The 15,843-nt window shown below is 63.4% G+C and carries 16 protein-coding genes; 2 read left to right on the forward strand and 14 right to left on the reverse strand.

The features are described from left to right. Window positions 1–20 precede the first annotated feature (20 nt). Both VNS12_RS11435 and VNS12_RS11440 read right to left on the reverse strand, forming a co-directional pair. Window positions 21–443 (reverse strand): protein tyrosine phosphatase family protein, encoded by a 423-nt coding sequence (locus VNS12_RS11435; protein WP_325487968.1) that lies wholly within the window; start codon window positions 441–443, stop codon window positions 21–23. Between the two features lie 143 nt (window positions 444–586). Continuing rightward, window positions 587–1,705, reverse strand: coding sequence for a glycine betaine ABC transporter substrate-binding protein (locus VNS12_RS11440; protein WP_325487969.1), 1,119 nt, complete (start codon window positions 1,703–1,705; stop codon window positions 587–589). 235 nt (window positions 1,706–1,940) lie between these two features. Between VNS12_RS11440 and VNS12_RS11445 the strand changes: the two genes are divergently transcribed. After that, the gene (locus tag VNS12_RS11445; RefSeq protein ID WP_325487970.1) at window positions 1,941–3,149 is read left to right on the forward strand and encodes an ABC transporter substrate-binding protein; all 1,209 of its coding nucleotides are present in this window, start codon (window positions 1,941–1,943) and stop codon (window positions 3,147–3,149) included. Window positions 3,150–3,258: 109 nt separating this feature from the next. On the opposite strand, the gene VNS12_RS11450 is transcribed toward VNS12_RS11445, so the two are convergent. The 10 genes from VNS12_RS11450 to VNS12_RS11495 form a co-directional block, all read right to left on the reverse strand. After that, window positions 3,259–4,542, reverse strand: a complete 1,284-nt coding sequence (locus tag VNS12_RS11450; protein ID WP_325487971.1) for a branched-chain amino acid ABC transporter permease — start codon at window positions 4,540–4,542, stop codon at window positions 3,259–3,261. Further along, complete coding sequence (locus tag VNS12_RS11455) at window positions 4,539–5,537, reverse strand: branched-chain amino acid ABC transporter permease (RefSeq protein WP_325487972.1); 999 nt, start codon at window positions 5,535–5,537, stop codon at window positions 4,539–4,541. Before VNS12_RS11455 ends, VNS12_RS11450 begins: the two co-directional genes overlap by 4 nt. A gap of 69 nt (window positions 5,538–5,606) precedes the next feature. Continuing rightward, window positions 5,607–6,311 (reverse strand): ABC transporter ATP-binding protein, encoded by a 705-nt coding sequence (locus tag VNS12_RS11460; protein WP_325487973.1) that lies wholly within the window; start codon window positions 6,309–6,311, stop codon window positions 5,607–5,609. Beyond that, window positions 6,308–7,093 (reverse strand): ABC transporter ATP-binding protein, encoded by a 786-nt coding sequence (locus VNS12_RS11465; protein ID WP_325487974.1) that lies wholly within the window; start codon window positions 7,091–7,093, stop codon window positions 6,308–6,310. Before VNS12_RS11465 ends, VNS12_RS11460 begins: the two co-directional genes overlap by 4 nt. Window positions 7,094–7,183: 90 nt before the next feature. After that, the gene (locus tag VNS12_RS11470) at window positions 7,184–7,552 is read right to left on the reverse strand and encodes a methylglyoxal synthase (protein ID WP_325487975.1); all 369 of its coding nucleotides are present in this window, start codon (window positions 7,550–7,552) and stop codon (window positions 7,184–7,186) included. 157 nt (window positions 7,553–7,709) lie between these two features. Then, complete coding sequence (locus VNS12_RS11475; RefSeq protein WP_325487976.1) at window positions 7,710–8,099, reverse strand: response regulator; 390 nt, start codon at window positions 8,097–8,099, stop codon at window positions 7,710–7,712. A gap of 168 nt (window positions 8,100–8,267) precedes the next feature. Continuing rightward, complete coding sequence (locus VNS12_RS11480) at window positions 8,268–9,317, reverse strand: protein-glutamate methylesterase/protein-glutamine glutaminase (RefSeq protein ID WP_325487977.1); 1,050 nt, start codon at window positions 9,315–9,317, stop codon at window positions 8,268–8,270. Beyond that, window positions 9,314–10,186, reverse strand: coding sequence for a CheR family methyltransferase (locus VNS12_RS11485; RefSeq protein ID WP_325487978.1), 873 nt, complete (start codon window positions 10,184–10,186; stop codon window positions 9,314–9,316). Before VNS12_RS11485 ends, VNS12_RS11480 begins: the two co-directional genes overlap by 4 nt. 4 nt (window positions 10,187–10,190) lie before the next feature. Then, window positions 10,191–11,756 (reverse strand): methyl-accepting chemotaxis protein, encoded by a 1,566-nt coding sequence (locus VNS12_RS11490; protein ID WP_325487979.1) that lies wholly within the window; start codon window positions 11,754–11,756, stop codon window positions 10,191–10,193. 117 nt (window positions 11,757–11,873) lie between these two features. Continuing rightward, on the reverse strand, window positions 11,874–12,440 hold the full coding sequence (locus tag VNS12_RS11495; RefSeq protein ID WP_325487980.1) for a hypothetical protein: 567 nt from the start codon (window positions 12,438–12,440) through the stop codon (window positions 11,874–11,876). A gap of 260 nt (window positions 12,441–12,700) precedes the next feature. Between VNS12_RS11495 and VNS12_RS11500 the strand changes: the two genes are divergently transcribed. Then, window positions 12,701–13,051, forward strand: a complete 351-nt coding sequence (locus tag VNS12_RS11500; protein ID WP_325487981.1) for a hypothetical protein — start codon at window positions 12,701–12,703, stop codon at window positions 13,049–13,051. A gap of 71 nt (window positions 13,052–13,122) precedes the next feature. Here the strand turns inward: VNS12_RS11500 and VNS12_RS11505 are convergent, their stop codons facing one another. Together VNS12_RS11505 and VNS12_RS11510 are read right to left on the reverse strand one after the other, a co-directional pair. Then, on the reverse strand, window positions 13,123–13,611 hold the full coding sequence (locus VNS12_RS11505) for a chemotaxis protein CheW (RefSeq protein WP_325487982.1): 489 nt from the start codon (window positions 13,609–13,611) through the stop codon (window positions 13,123–13,125). Between the two features lie 51 nt (window positions 13,612–13,662). Beyond that, a complete protein-coding gene (locus VNS12_RS11510) occupies window positions 13,663–15,834 on the reverse strand; it encodes a chemotaxis protein CheA (RefSeq protein WP_325487983.1) in 2,172 nt (723 codons plus the stop codon). Window positions 15,835–15,843 lie beyond the last annotated feature (9 nt).

The raw sequence follows: 15,843 nt of genomic DNA on the forward strand, positions 1-15,843 counted from the left end.
GGTCACCGGGCTTACCCGGTTCACGCCAGCGGTTTATCCAGATGCGCGGCCAGATGGCTGATATCGTAGCCCGCCTGCCCGGCGGCTTCGATAATGGCCGTCGCGTCGGCCTCGCCGGCCTGGCTCAGCGCCCACAACGTGGTTGAGCGGGTCCCCGAGCGGCAAAAGCCGAGCACCGGCCCGGCACTTTCGTCCAGCGCCTTGCGGGTGGCGGCCACCAGTTCGGGCGACACGCCTTCACGGCCCATGGGTATCTCATAATAGCCCAGGCCCGCCGCCCGCGCCGCCGCACCGATTGCAGCGCTGTCGGGCTGATCCGGGGCTTCGCCATCGGGCCGGTTGTTGATGATCGCAACGAACCCCGCCGTCTTGATCGCTTCGATATCGGACGGGTCGATCTGTCCGGTAACGCTCACGCGGTCATTGATCTTTTTGATATCCAAATCCGGTCTCCCGATTGCGGGCTGTGCGACAAGCCGAAAATCGCCTCTGTGCGCAGTGGAGGCATTTTCATTCCGGCGCCCTTATAAGCGGGAAGCCCACCTGCGCGCAACATGACTATTGCGCGGCCAATTGGAGCGACTGCCTACGGCTCTTCCTCGTCCCCCGCAGGCACCGCGGTCTCGCCCGCCCAGGGGCGCCAGATAGCGCGTCCGGTGATCAGGAAATGTTGCGCCACCGCTTCAGGGCCCGCTTCATGTTCGGCCTGCCAGGCGAGCAGCCGGTTCATTTCCGCCAGCGGCATCGCGGCACGCGCGAAATAATCGGCGATATCGGGCACTTCGGTAAACACCCATTCGGCCACAGCGATCACCACCGTATCGGGCGCAAAGCCCGATCCCCCGAAGGGCACGCAATCGCGGATAGCCATGCACTGGGCGTTGCCCGGATCGAACGGGCCCATATCGAGCGGCACGAGGCCAAGCCGGTCGATCAACGCGTTGGGTTGCCAGTAGTACCCCAGCACCGGCGCGCGCCGCGCCACCGCATCAGCCAGGTATCCATCCATCGTAAACCGGTCGAAAGGCTCGACAATCTCGAACCGCGCATCAAGCCCCAGCCCCGCCGCCATATTGCGGTTGATGATCGCGCACGCCCATTCGGAAGGACACGAGAGCAGCCGCGCCCGCTCCTCCCCCTCGGCCACGAATACCCGCCAATGGTCCATGATGTCCGTGGCGCGCGTCAGCCCCGGATTGTTCGCGATCACATAGGCCGGGACAAACCAGGCCTCCAGCGGCCCGCCGGTAAAGCTGGGCGAGGCCGCCCGCGCGCTGCCTGCCTGCATGGCCCCGTTCCACACATCGGCCTGGCGCGAAACCCACAATTCCGGCGCCACCGCTGGCTGCTGGGTGGTGACCATCGACGACAACGTCGATTCGGGCTCGCCTGGCACCAGCCGGACGGAACACTCAAACTCCGTTTGCAGCAGCAACGCATGGATATGGGCGAGAATAGCCGCCGAAGGCCATCCCATCTCGGCGATGGCGATCTCCGACATGCCGCACACCGGGAGCGGATCGTCCGGGATTTCGGCGGCCATGACGGGCTCCGCCATACCGTCGGCGGGCGGTTCGGGCCCGTCCTCTGCGACCGCCTCCGGGCGCGCGCCGCCGGAGAGGTCGAGCACCTCGATCTGGGCCTGTGCCCCGGCGGGGACCATCGCCAGCGTGCCCGCCAGCACATATGCCGCCATCCTGCGCATCAGCGTCGCTCACCTTGTTGGGCCGGAGCTGGCAAACTGACAAAACCCCGCCCGTTAAGCAACCGGACACTCTGCCCGAATTGGCGCTGAAAGCTGATGACTCCTCAAACATTCTTATGCAATGGTACCCGCATCCGGGTCAGAGGAGTGGCCCGGATCCAGTTGGGCTGTCCGGACCGAAAAGACCGCAGGCGCGGCAGGGAAGGACCTGGCACGGAAACAACAGAGGGATATCATGCGTCACATCAAAAAATCTTTGACCCTAGCGGTCGCGGCAGGCGTTCTGACCGCCGCCTCCCCTGCTCTGTCGCAGGACGTCACCATCGGTTTTCTCGGCGGGTTGACCGGACCGATCGAAGCCATGGCCCCCGGCATTGTGGCCGGTGCCCAACTCGCTCTCGATCAGGTCAACGAGCAGGGCGGCATCCTCGATGGCGGCTCGATCAGAATGATCACCGTTGACTCCGCGTGCGACGCCACTGGCGGCGCCAACGCCGGCGACCGGCTCGTCAACACCGAAAACGTCACCGCCATCGTGGGCGGGCTGTGCACCGGCGAAACCATCGGCGCCGCCCAGTCCGCGGGCATTCCCGGCAATGTGGTGATGATCTCACCAGCCTCCACCGCCCCCTCGCTCACCACGCTGGACGATAATGACCTGGTGTTCCGCACCACCCCGTCCGACGCGTTCCAGGGCGTCAAGCTTGCCGAGTTGATGCTGTCCAAGGGCATCGACGATGTGGCGCTGACCTATGTGAACAACGACTATGGCGTTGGCTTTGCCGATGCGTTTGCCACGGCCTATGAAGCCGGCGGCGGCACCATCACCGCCAATCTCGCCCATGAGGACCTCAAGGCCGACTACCGCGCCGAACTGGGCAACCTCGCCTCCTCGGGCAGCGAAACGCTTGTCGTTCTCGCCTATGCCTCCTCTTCGGGCCAGACCATCATCCGTCAGGCGCTCGAATCGGGCAACTTCCTTACCTATGCGGGCGGCGACGGCATGGTCGGTGACAGCCTGTTCGCGGGCATCGACGCCTCCGCGCTTGATGGCATGATCGTCACCCGCGCCGGAGCCTTCGAAGGCGAATCGGCCAGTGTGTTTGCTGATCTGGCCACCGCCGCCGGCGTTGAGCCTGATGCGATTTATGCGCCCCAGGCCTATGACGCCGCGTTCCTTTTGGCCCTGGCCATCGAAAAGAACGGCAACAATGAGCGCGAAGGCCTCTCGGCCGCCCTGCGCGAAATCTCGACCGCTCCGGGTGAGATCATCCTGCCCGGCGAGTGGGAGAAGGCCCGCGAACTGATCGCGGCTGGCCAGGACATCAACTACGAAGGCGCTGGCGGCACCCTCGACTTTGACGCTGCCGGCGACATCGATGGCGTCATCGTCGAATTGCGCATCGAAGGCGGCCAGTACATCGAAGTCGGCGTCATCGAATAATCGCAGAAACCACTGATCCAAACACAAAGCCCGGGAGCGATCCCGGGCTTTTTCTTGTCTGTGCAAACGAATGGCACGGCCCGGCGCACCTTGCGCCACCGGCAACCGTTCAGTCCTTGCGCCCGATGAATTCGGGCAGCAGCCCCTTGGGCGCGAACCGCAGCGCGATGGTGACGATCAGCCCCATCACGAACACCCGCATCTGCACCGCGCGGCTCTCGATATCGGGAATGGCGCCCCAGCCCATATCGGAGGAAAATGCCGACAGGTTGAGGAACAGGGCCTGCGCCAGCGGCTCGGACAGCACCCACACGAAATAAATAAAAATACCCCCGAACAGCGCGCCGAAATTGTTGCCTGAGCCGCCCACGATCAGCATCACCCAGATGATGAAGGTGTGGTTGATTGGCTGGTAGCTCGACGGGTCGAAGATGCCGACGAACGACACCAGGATCGCCCCGCCGATCCCCATCAGCACTGAACCGAACACAAAGATTTCGAGCTGGCGCCCGGTCACGTCCTTGCCCATCGATCCGGCGGCGATGTAATTGTCGCGGATGGCCCGCATCATGCGGCCCCACGGCCCGCGATAGGCGCGGTGGATCAAAAACAACGCGACCAGCACCACGATCACCACCAGCGCCAGATAGCCTCCCCGCGCCAGGACAAAGCTGGCCGAAGGGCTGGCCCCGCCCGCCTGGAAGGCCTGCGGGTTGGGCACCGGCCAGGGAATGGGCGACACCGTCAACGTCCCCCGCGTCAGCCATTCGACGTTCTTGATCAGCGCCCGCAAAATTTCGGCAATCCCGATGGTAGCGATGGCCAGATAGTCGGCCCGCAGCCCCAGGCTCACCTTGCCCACCAGATAGCCCACCAGCCCGGCCAGCACACCCCCGAAGGCCCAGCCCAGCAGCACCGGGAGCCCCAGCCCGCCAACCCAGCCCGCCGTCGAGGTGATATAATTGGCAGCCGGGTCCATCTGGCTGCGAAAGATCACATAGGCAATGAACCACGCGACAACGATCACCGTCCCGCGCGCCTTGCCGGTGATCCCGAAGCGCTGCACCCGGTGCGCGAAAAAGATCAACACGCCCCCGATGGCCGCGGCCAGAAGCGTACGCCCCAGGTAAAGCGGGCCTTCCGAGGTCCAGAACCCCATATTGACCGGATAGGAAATGAAGGTGACGGCAAAGCCCCCCACCATCAGCATGCCCAGAATGCCGAAATTGAACAGCCCGCCAAAGCCCCATTGGATATTGAGGCCCATGGCGATCAGCGCAAAGGCAAAGGCTTCGACCAGGAGGCGCACCGTGAACGGTGTGCCCATCATCACCCCAACCCCGACTATGAGCGCGATCAGCGCCGCAAACACCGCGATATAGCGCATGGTCATGTCGAGGCTCCCTTGAAGATACCTGTCGGCCGCACCAGCAGCACCACGACAAGAATGAGGAACGCCACGGTCAGCTTGTATTCCGACTGCACGAGGGTGAGCGAATTGGGAATATCGAACCACAACACGTCTCGGAACGGGCGCAACACCACCGACCAGTTGAACACAGCCAGCGTTTCGGCAAACCCGAGCACGAACCCGCCGGCGATGGCGCCATAGGCATGGCCCAGCCCGCCCAGAATGGCGGCGGCAAAAATCGGCAGCACGATGTTGAACGCCAAATCGGGCTTCAGCGCCACGTCGAGCGCCAGCATGGTGCCGGCAAGACAGGCCAGCGCCCCGGCGATGATCCAGGTCACCCGCACCACCAGCCTCGTGTTGATGCCCGAAACCTTGGCCAGATCGGGGTTGTCCGCCATGGCGCGCATCCCCTTGCCCAGCCGCGAACGGGTGAGGAAGTAGTGCAGCGCGATCACCGCCACCACCGTCGAGATGACCAGCAGCAATTGCGGTTCGGAAAACGCGATAGGCCGGGTCGCCCCTTCGATCGGCACATCGATGCGGATCAGTTTTTTTGGCTCGGAATCAAAGAACGAATAGGTGCCGACGCCAAAAAACAGCCGGATCAACCCCTGGATCATCATGGTGACCCCGATCGAGGCGATCAGCAGGGTCACGGGCTTGGCCCCGCGCACCCGCAAGGGTGCATAAAACGCCCGATCGATGCCGAGCGCGAACCCGGCGGCGATCACCATGGCAAAGGGCAAAACGATAAACCCCATGGGCAGCGGAAAGGCGATCCCCGCCGCGGCCAGAAGGCTGGCCAGCACAAGGGCAATGAACCCGCCCATGGTCATCATATCGCCATGGGCGAAATGGGCGAAGCGCAGGATGCCGAAAATCAGCGTCACCCCCACCGCGCCCAAGGCATAGACCGAACCCAGCACCACCCCGCCGATGATCGCCTGGTTGAAAAAAAAGATGAGGTCGTTCATCGCGACTCTTTTCCCTTATCGCACGATCTCGCCGCAAAGCCGGTGTCCTCCCGTTGCGGCTGCATCGCGCTATCCCCCAAGAAAGCTCTTGGCCACATCCGGATCGTCGAGCAATTCCTGCCCCGTCCCGGTGAACCGGTTCTGTCCGTTGGTCAAAACGAACCCCTTCGTTGCGAAGGCGAGCGCCTGACGCGCATTCTGCTCGACCATCAGGATGCCCACGCCTGAGGCGTTGATCCTGACCACCTGCTCGAAGATTTCCATCATATAGCGTGGCGACAGCCCCGCCGAAGGCTCGTCGAGCATCAGCAGCTTGGGCTTGCTCATCAGCGCCCGCCCCATCGCCACCATCTGGCGCTGGCCGCCCGACAACTCCCCCGCTGGCTGGCGCCGCTTGGCCTTGAGGTCGGGAAACATCTCATAGATTTCGTCGAGCGTATCCGAAATGTCGTCCCGCCGCACGAACGCGCCCATTTCCAGGTTTTCGTGCACGCTCATCGAGGTAAAGACATTGTGCTCCTGGGGCACAAAGCTCAGCCCCATGGGCACGAGCCGGTCCGCCTCGAAATTGGTGATGTCCTGGCCGCCAAAGGTCACGGTTCCCTCGGTCACCGTGAGCAGCCCGAAGATCGCCTTGAGCGTCGTTGATTTCCCCGCCCCGTTGGGGCCGACGATCACGCCGATATCGCTCGCCTCGATGGCGATATTGACCCCATTGAGGATCGGCGCGCCGCCATATCCGGCCTGGAGGTCCCGCAATTCGATCAGACTCATTGGGCAGCCTCCACCGGGCCACCGAAATAGGCCTCGACGATCATCGGATTGGCGCGCAACTCTTCCATGGTGCCCTTGGCGATCACCTCGCCCTGCGCCATCACGATCACCGGGTCGCACAGGCGCGCGATCAGGTCCATGTCGTGTTCGATCACAAAGAAGGTGTAGCCCAGTTCCTTGTTCATGCGTTCGATATTGGCGGCCAGATCATTGAGCAGCGTCTTGTTGACCCCGGCGGCCACTTCATCGAGCAGAACCACCTTGGCGTCGACCATCATCGTACGGCCCAGTTCGAGCAGCTTTTTCTGCCCCCCCGACAGATTGCCCGCCAATTCGTTCTTCACGTGCCCAAGCTTGAGGAAGTCGATGACCTCCAGCGCCTTCTGGCGCACTTCGGTCTCTCGCGCCGCCGCCTTGCCCGGCTGGAACCACAGCGTCGTGAGGCTTTCCCCCGGCTGATCACCCGGCACCATCATCAGGTTTTCCAGCGCCGTCATGTTGGAAAATTCATGGGCGATCTGGAAGGTCCGCAACATCCCCCGCCCGAACAGTTCATGCGGCCGCAGCCCGGCCGTATCCTGTCCGTCAAAGATGATGGTCCCGCCGCTTGGCGCGAAATTTCCAGCGACCATATTGAACAGAGTTGTCTTGCCCGCCCCGTTTGGTCCAATCAGCCCTGTGATCGACCCCCGCTCGACTTCGAGCGAGCAATTGGAGACGGCCAAAAGCCCGCCAAAACGTTTGCTAACGTTGCGGACCTCGATTACCGCGTCAAACGCCACGCTTCTCCCTACCCCCTCATTATTCCGGTGGTCCACCTCCACCGTCCCCCAAACCGCCGCATCTGTTCATATGCCCGGGTTTGGGTCAACTCACAGCACGGCCAGAACCGCATCGGCGGTGGACTTGTTACACGCGAACAAGATGTCATAGAGCGTTGCCAGCCGGGTCAACGCCTTGACGTCCACATCATGGGGCATGGAGGACATCGGGTCGATAAAAAAAATCAGGGCATCGAGCCGGCCTTCGGCGATCATCGCCCCCAATTGCGCATCGCCGCCGAGCGGCCCGCTGCGCAGCGCGGTGACCGCCAGCCCGGTCTGCTGGGCCACCCGGCCAGCGGTCGTCCCGGTGCCGACCAGGTCGAACATGCCCAGCCGCTCCTTATGCGCCAGGGCGAAGGCGACCATTTCGTCTTTTTTTTCATCATGGGCCACAAGCCCGATCGTCTTTTTTGCCATGCGGTCCGCCCGTGATGGAGTGCGTTCGTCAAACCTCTTTCATGCCTGCGCAATTCCGGCTTGCCAAGCGCTGTTGCAAAATCACGTGCTGTTGCAAAAACAAAAGGGACGCCCGCCGGACGCCCCCCTTAAAAATCCTCGCAAGCCGCCGCGCTGTTCAGGTCAGCGTGCCGATCACCGCCTCGATGCGCTTTTTCATGGTGCCCGCATCATAGGGTTTGATGATGTAATTATTGACGCCGCATTCGATGGCCTCTTTTACCTGCTCCTTGTCCGAGCGCCCCGTGGCCATGATGAACGGCATCGACTGGGTGCGCGGATGCTTGCGGATCACCTTGAGCAGAGTCAGCCCGTCCACATCGTCCATGTTCCAGTCCGATATGATCAGATCAACATTGGTCTTTTCGAGCTTGGTCAGCGCATCTCGGCCCGATTTCGCCTCGATGATGTCCTTGAACCCAAGTTGGGTCAGAATGTATTTGCAGATGCCCCGCATGGACTGCTGGTCATCGACGATCAGAACGCTGACGGCACTGGCCTTTGGCATGGGGTCAAGAACTCACAGATTGGGTCTACGGGCGATGGTCCGGCCTGCCCGAAAGCAAGAGGGAATCCGCGCCGACGGGCTGTCCTGCCGGATCTGTCCGCCAGTACCGGGACGCGGGGGGATGACTGCGCTTGAGCCTAGAGGCCAACCGTTACCATTCCCTCAAGATCATGCCGCGCTCTTGAGCTTACCCAGCGCAGCAATCAGGCGTCCGGCGATGCGCTCCACCGGTGCCTCTTCCATCACCGCGCCCATTTCGAACGCCGCCCTTGGCATGCCATAGATCAGCGCCGAGCCGCGCGCCTGCCCGATGGTAAACGCGCCTGCGTCCCGCATGGCCTTGAGCCCCACCGCCCCGTCGCGCCCCATCCCGGTCAGAATTGCCCCGACGCCCATCCGGCCCGCTACCCGCGCCACCGACCCGAACAGCGCATCGACGCTGGGCCTGTGCCCCGAAATTGCCTCGTCCTGGGCGACGCGACACTTCATCTGCCCGGAGCTTTTTTCCACCCGCAAATGATAATCCCCCGGGGCGATATAGGCCGTCCCTTGCTCAAGCGGCATCCGGTCTTCGGCCTCGATGACCTTGAGCGGCACCAGATCGTTCAACCGTGCGGCAAACCGGGTGGTAAATCCCTTCGGCATATGCTGGGCGATCACCACCGGCGGGCAGTCCGGGGGAATCGCCGCCAGCACCTGCCGTATCGCTTCAACACCCCCCGTTGAGGCCCCGATCGCCACCAGCGCGCCATCGGGAGCCGCCGCTGTCTTGAGCGGCAGGTCCGGCGGCGGCGCACGATGGGCGTGCGCCATCACATCGCTCTGGGCCGCCAGCCGCACCTTTTCGCGCAGCGTCGCCCCAAACCCGTCCAGACCGCCCGGTGCGTCATGAGCCGGTTTGGCGACGAAATCCACCGCCCCCAGCTCCAGCGCCAGCATGGTTTCCGAGGCGCCTTTGGTGGTCAGCGTCGAAACCATCACCACCGGCATCGGGCGCAGCCGCATGATCTTTTGCAAAAAGGCCAGCCCGTTCATGTTGGGCATCTCGATATCGAGGGTGACCACATCGGGATTGAGCGCCTTGATCTTCTCGCGCGCTTCGAGCGGGTCGTGCGCGGTGCCGACAACGGTTATGTCGCCATCCTGAACCAGCATCTTGCTCAACACATCCCGGATCAGGGCGGAATCGTCGACAACCAGAACCGTAATGGCCTTCATGCTGCATCCTTCTGGGCAGGGTTGGTCTTGAGCTGATAGATGGTCTTGCCGACGAGGCGATACCCCTCGCTGACCGCCTGAAGATTTTCCGAGTGACCGATATAGAGGAACCCGTCCGGGGCCAGCATGGTGCCGAGCCGGTCGAACAGCCGGCCCTGGGTCGGCTTGTCGAAATAGATGGCAACGTTGCGGCACAAGATGGCATCGAATGGCCCTTTCATCGGCCATTCCCCGATCAGGTTGAGCATCCGGAACGCCACCAGGTCGCGCGCGGCTTCGGGAACGACCACCTCCCCCACCGCAGAGCGATCAAACAGCTTCGCCCGCTGGGCCGACAGCCCGCTGACCTCGCTGGCCGGATACATCCCCGTCTGCGCCTTGGCCAGCACATTGGTGTCGATATCGGTGGCCAGGATGCGAAAATCCCAGCGTCTGAGGTCGGGAAACGCGGCCAGAAGCGACATCGCAACGGTATAGGGCTCCTGCCCGGTCGAGCACCCCGCCGACCAGATGCGCAGCCTTGGCCTGCCGCCGCGTCCATACCGGAGCGGCCGCGCCACCAGCCCCGCAACGAAACTCTCCAGATGATCGAAATGGTGATCTTCGCGGAAGAACCGCGTGAGATTGGTGGTCAGTGCGTTGACGAAGTCCTGTTCATCCTCCGCACGGGCCCCGGCTTCGAGGTGATCGATATAGGCGCTGAACCCGGAGAGACGCAGCGCCCGCACGATCTTGGTCAGCCGCGAGACGACTAGGGTACGCTTGGCATCGGAAAGCGAAATCCCCGCGATCCGATAAACTCGTTCACGAATACGCTCGAAGTCGCGGTCGGTGAGCACAAATTCGCTGCTCCCCCTATGGTCCCGCACACTCTCATCCTGCATAGACACCTGCCTTTTGTGCCGATCGGTCTTCGAGGCCGGTCGCCAGCGCCTCGGCCTGCTCCACTGCCTGCGCCGCAATGGTCTCCACATCCGAGCCCAGCGCCGCCATCGCCTGCCCTCCCTCGGTGAGACTGGCTTGCGCCTGGGCACTGTCGGCGCTCAGATCGAGCAGATCGGCGGACATCGCCCCGATCGCCTCCACCAGCGCCGCCGCTTCCGAGGCCCCACCTTCCGCGTCCACCAGCCCGGCCTTGACCAGCGCGCGAATATCTTTTGACGTCCGCGCGCTCACCTGCGCCAGTTCGCGCACCTCGCTTGCCACCACCGCGAATCCGGCCCCGCTGTCCCCGGCCCGCGCCGCCTCGACCGCAGCGTTGAGCGCCAGAAGATTGGTGCGGAACGCCGTTTCCTCGATACCGGCGACCAGACCGTCGATCCGCGCGACCATCTGGTTGACCGCGCTCACCCGTGTCTTGGCCTGCTCGGCTGAAAGTTTTGCCTGCTCGATGCCGGTGCGCACCCCATCGGCGCGGCCAACCGTGCGTCCAATCAGGGCCTGGCCCGTTTCAATCCCGCCCTGCGCGGCTTCAATCCGGCTGCGCGCCGCCGCCGCCGTCGCGGTCAGCGAATGGGCGACGCCCCGGCACTTTTCGACCAGCGCCCCCACCTGTTCGAGCCGTTCCCGGCTGCGCCGGTGCCGCTCGCTCACCACCTGCCGCTCCAGATCGAGCGCGCTCAACTGCCGCGCCAGCGCATCGACCCGGGCCGAAATCCGGTCATTGCCCCCGTCCGCGTCCAACGCCTGCCCATCGGCGAGGGCATCGAGCCGCGCGGTCGCTGCATCGAGCCCGGCAAAGCCCAGATTGATCGCGTCGAGCTCGGGCGTGTCGCCAACATCCTCTGCCCCGATCCGATAGGCGGTATCTCCCCCGGCCAGCGCCTCGGCAATCCCGCTCAGCACCCGCTCCGGCACCGTGACCCCGGGCCGGACAAGTTCGATCAGCCAACGATCCTCGCCCACCGTGGACACCACCGCCTGATGGCGCTGATCCCCCAGCACAATTGCCTGGCGCGCCTCGCCAGCGGCAAGTCCTCTCGCGCCGATCACATCGACGCCCAGCAGCGCCACCGCCGTATCGGTCTCCGCACATTCGGGCGCCAACCGGGTCAGCCCCGCGCTCATCTTGACGATGTCCCCCGCGCCATCGACCAGCAAAGCGGGCCGCTCCAGCGCCTCGAAGGCCGTCACAAAACTCATGGTGCGTCCGAGCCGGGTGCACAAATTGGCGGTGATCGCCCGCATATGCTCGATTTCGCCGCTCTTGCCGATCGGCCCGCACCCCACCGCCTCTCCCAGTGCCGACAGCGCCTTGCGCTGGGCCCGCTCGCCCAGCCCCGCCACCACCATGCTGGTCCCGATGGCTGCGATCCACACGCCCCCCACCGCAAGCGGCCACCACCCTTCTGCCGAAAAGCTCGCAGCCAGCCAGATGCAGACGGCAACCGTTGCCGACCACAATGCGAGCAATACGGAAACAAGGCGGATGCGGGACAATGAACTGCCTGAAACGGATTTCGCGTCGCCCCACCCTAAGAGGCTATGGTTAACGCTTGGTGAGCGCCGGCCCTCAACGGTAAGGTCCAGGTAACAAACGCGCCGCTCCGATTCCTCTTAGAACAATTCGATTTCCGCCGCCGGTGGCTTGACCTGCCGGCTGGCGATCGCCAGTTCTTCGCGCATCAGGCGGGCATTGCCGGTGCTGTCGAGGCGCTTGATGAAAGCTCGTCCGGAATAGGGTTGGAACATCAGCCGGCGGGCGAACGTGCCGCCCAGGTCCTGGCTGAATACCGGGTACCCTTCGTCGCTGAGGAATTCGAGCACGAACGCGATGTTCTTAAGCCCGATATCATCCATTCCCGGATGGATGTTGCCCCCGCCGAACACCTTGAATTCAAGATTTTCCCTGCGCCCCGTGCCTTGGGTCAGCACCATGTTGATCAGCTGTTCCATGGCAAAGGCCCCATAGCGCGCCGTCTGTCCGAACCGGCCTCCGGCTGACCTGGTCGGCCCGGCCAGAAGAAAATGGTTCATGCCCCCGATCCGGGCCTGCCGATCGCGGATACACGCCGAAATGCACGAGCCCAACACTGTCGAAAACATCAGGTCCTGCCGCCCGGACACCAGGCAATCGCCCTGATGGACCGGCGTGACCACCCCAGCCGCGAATCGCTCAGCCATTGCTGTTGCCTGTCTGGGCATGGGCCATTTCCTGCAAATCCCGCGCCCAGCCGGTTCGGCGCGTTGGCGGGCTGGCCCTGCGGCCTTGGTTCAACATCCAGACGTACCGCCCTATTCGTTAGCCATTCGCTAACCGTTCCAGCAGAAGTGCTCCGCACCTGCGCGCGCGCAAACAACTTTTGATACCTTTTCCCTTAAGATCGGCCCCGAAGCGGTTCCAGAACATGTGGCTGCTCTGGATCGAGTTGGGGGAAACGTGCATGGGCCTGCACAAACTGGCCAGAGAGCTGGAAGAAACCGCACGCCAGACGGCACAAATGGTCGAAGGGATCACCGCCAGCCTGCAAACGCTGGGCGACCAGTCTCTCGACTGCGACTCGGCCCGCTCGACCGCCATCCGCCAGATCGTCATGGCGCTGCAAATGCAGGACCGCATCGAGCAGCGCTGCGCCGACATGGCCCGCGCCGCCCGGATGATGGCCGACCACCCCGAAGCCGCCAGCGGGTCCGCCGACGAAATATGGTCTTCGCTCACCCTCGATGAACTGCGCGACGATCAGCTTTCCGGCGTTGCCGCCCGCGCCCGCTCGGGCGAAATCGAATTTTTCTGATGTCCATCCGCTACCGACGCAAAAGCCCGCCAGCGGATGCGGGCGGGCCGGAAAGCGGGTGTCGAACGCGTTCAGGCGTCGGTTTTTGCCCCTGAGACCACCGCTTGCAAATCGATCAGCCCGACCATGCGGCTGTCATGGGTGACGATGCCGTTGAGCAACTCGGTATCGTTGGAATTGCCCTCGGGCACCGCGTGAATATCGTCGCGCGAAACGGTGAGGATATCGGAGACCGCATCGACGAGGATGCCGATCCACTTTTCCCCCACGCTCATCACCACCACAACGTGGTTCTTGGTGGGATTGGTCTGGCCATCCCCGAACCGCGCCCGCAGATCGAAGATCGGCACGATGGTGCCGCGCAGATTGATCACCCCGCGCACATATTCGCGGGTGTTGGGCAACGGCGTTGCCCCGTTCCAGGCGCGGATTTCCCGCACGGTGGTGATCTCCACCCCGTAAATCTGCTCGTCGATTGAAAACGCGATCAGCTGGAGCGTGTTCTGGCTGCTGCCTGCCGCCCCGTCAGCATAGTCGTCGCGAATACCAAACGCTTCCATTTCGTGACCTCACTCGAAATCAGCCCGGCGCAAGCGCCCGCACTTCGGCGCTCATGCCGCATTGCGATGGGCATTTCCCGGCTGCAAGCTTTGCACATCAACAATCAACGCAACGTTACCGTCGCCCAGGATGGTCCCCCCGGCGATGCCCTCGATCCGCTCGAAATTCTCTTCAAGCGATTTGATCACCACCTGCTGCTGCCCGATGATGTCATCGACCACCAGCGCGATCTTGCTGTCCCCTTCCGCCTCGCACAGCACCACGAAGCGGTTGTCCTCGGTTTCCGCAGGCACCATCGCGAAGCGCTGGGCCAGATCAACCACCTGCACATAGTCCCCGCGCACCTGCAGCACCTTGCCGCCCGAGGGCATATGCCCGAAATCGGCGCGCGAATTCTGGATGGTTTCGACGATGGACGACAGCGGAATCACATAGGGCGCGCCCGCGACCTTCACCAGCATCACATCGAGCACCGCCAGCGTCAGCGGCAGCCGCAGGGTCATCCGCGTGCCGCGACCGGCCCGGCTGCGCACATGCACCGAACCGCCGATCTTCTTGATGTTGGAGAGCACGACGTCCATGCCCACGCCGCGCCCGGAAATATCCGAGACTTCCGAGACGGTCGAAAACCCCGGCGCAAAGATCAGATTGTCGATCTGCTCGTCGGTCAGCTGCTGGTCGGGCCCGACCACCCCGCGATCGCGCGCCAGTTGCAGCACCCGTTCGCGATTGATCCCCTGCCCGTCATCTTCAACGACGATGATGATATTGCCGCCCGCCTGCTCCGCCGACAGTCGGATGGTGCCGGTTTCGGGCTTGCCGCTGGCGATGCGCGCCGCCACATCCTCGATGCCGTGATCGGCGGAATTGCGCACCATATGGGTGAGCGGATCGGACAGCTGTTCGATTACCGTCTTGTCGATCTCGGTATTTTCCCCGACCGTTTCGAGCCGGATTTTCTTACCGGTCCGGGTGGCCAGTTCGCGCACGAGGCGCGGCATGCGGGAAAACACCGATTTGACCGGCTGCGCCCGGATCGCCATCACCGCATCCTGCAATCCCCGTGTGGTCTGCGCCAGAACCTCGATGCCGCGCACCAGTTCCTGATAGCGGTCGCGGATCGCATCATCCATCTGCTGGGTGAGCATCGACTGGGTGATCACCAACTCGCCGACCATGTTGACCACGCGGTCCACCTTGTCGAGATCGACCCGGATCGACTGCATGCCCACCGCACGCCCCCCGCCGCTTTCGGCGGGCGCGACAGCAGAAGGCCCTGTCACATCCTTACTGGCCACTGGCGCAACCAGCGCCGGTTCAGCGATGATCTCGTCGGGTTCGCCACTGGCGATAAAGGTACGCTCGGCCTGCGCTTCCTCGGCCAGCAAGGCAAAGCTGGGAAATTCATCCGGCTCCAGGGTGCTCGCTACCGCCGCGCTCCGCTCAATGGTGATCGCGCAATCGCCGTCGACAAATTCGAACACTTCGCGGATCGCATCCTCGGTGACGGTTTCCGACGCCAATTCGATGATCCATGCGCAATAGACCCCGAACGGCTCGAATTCGGCCAGCGCCGGGATCGGTGCCAGCTCTGCCGTCACCGTCATGGTGCCCAGAAGCGCCAGTTCACGCAGCAGCAGCAGCGGGTCGTTGGCCCGTTCATAAAGCGTTGCAAACGGCGCAAACCGGATGGTCCACACGGTCTGCTCACTCGCACCCGTCGTCGGGTGCTCGTACTGATCCGCCTCAAGATTGACCATCACCGGTGTGAAATCGAGATCAAACTCGTCCATCAGCCCGTCATCGGCATCGGGCGCACCTGCGCCCGCCAATGCCTCGCCGCGGCACAGGGCATCGAACTGCGCCTTTTCCTCTGCGCCATAATCGGGAGCAAGCGGCTGTTCCTGGCGCGCCGCTTCGACGAAATCGGCAACGATATCGATGGCCCGGATGCACAGGACCACCACATCCTCGCTCAGTTCCACCTTGCCGTCGCGGACATAGTCGAGCAGCGTTTCAAAACTGTGGGCAAACCGGACCAGCGCGTCGAACCCGAAGGCGCCCCCGCCGCCCTTGATCGAATGGATGGCCCGAAACACTGCGTTGAGCCGGTCGCCATCCCGGTCTCCGTCCTGGATGGCCGCGAACTGCTCCTCCAGTTCGAGCAGCAATTCGGAACATTCGTCGAAATATGTGGCCTTGAATTCGTCCAGGTCACTCATTGTGCCAGC

Source organism: Pelagibacterium sp. (assembly GCF_035555455.1).
GTDB lineage: Bacteria > Pseudomonadota > Alphaproteobacteria > Rhizobiales > Devosiaceae > Pelagibacterium.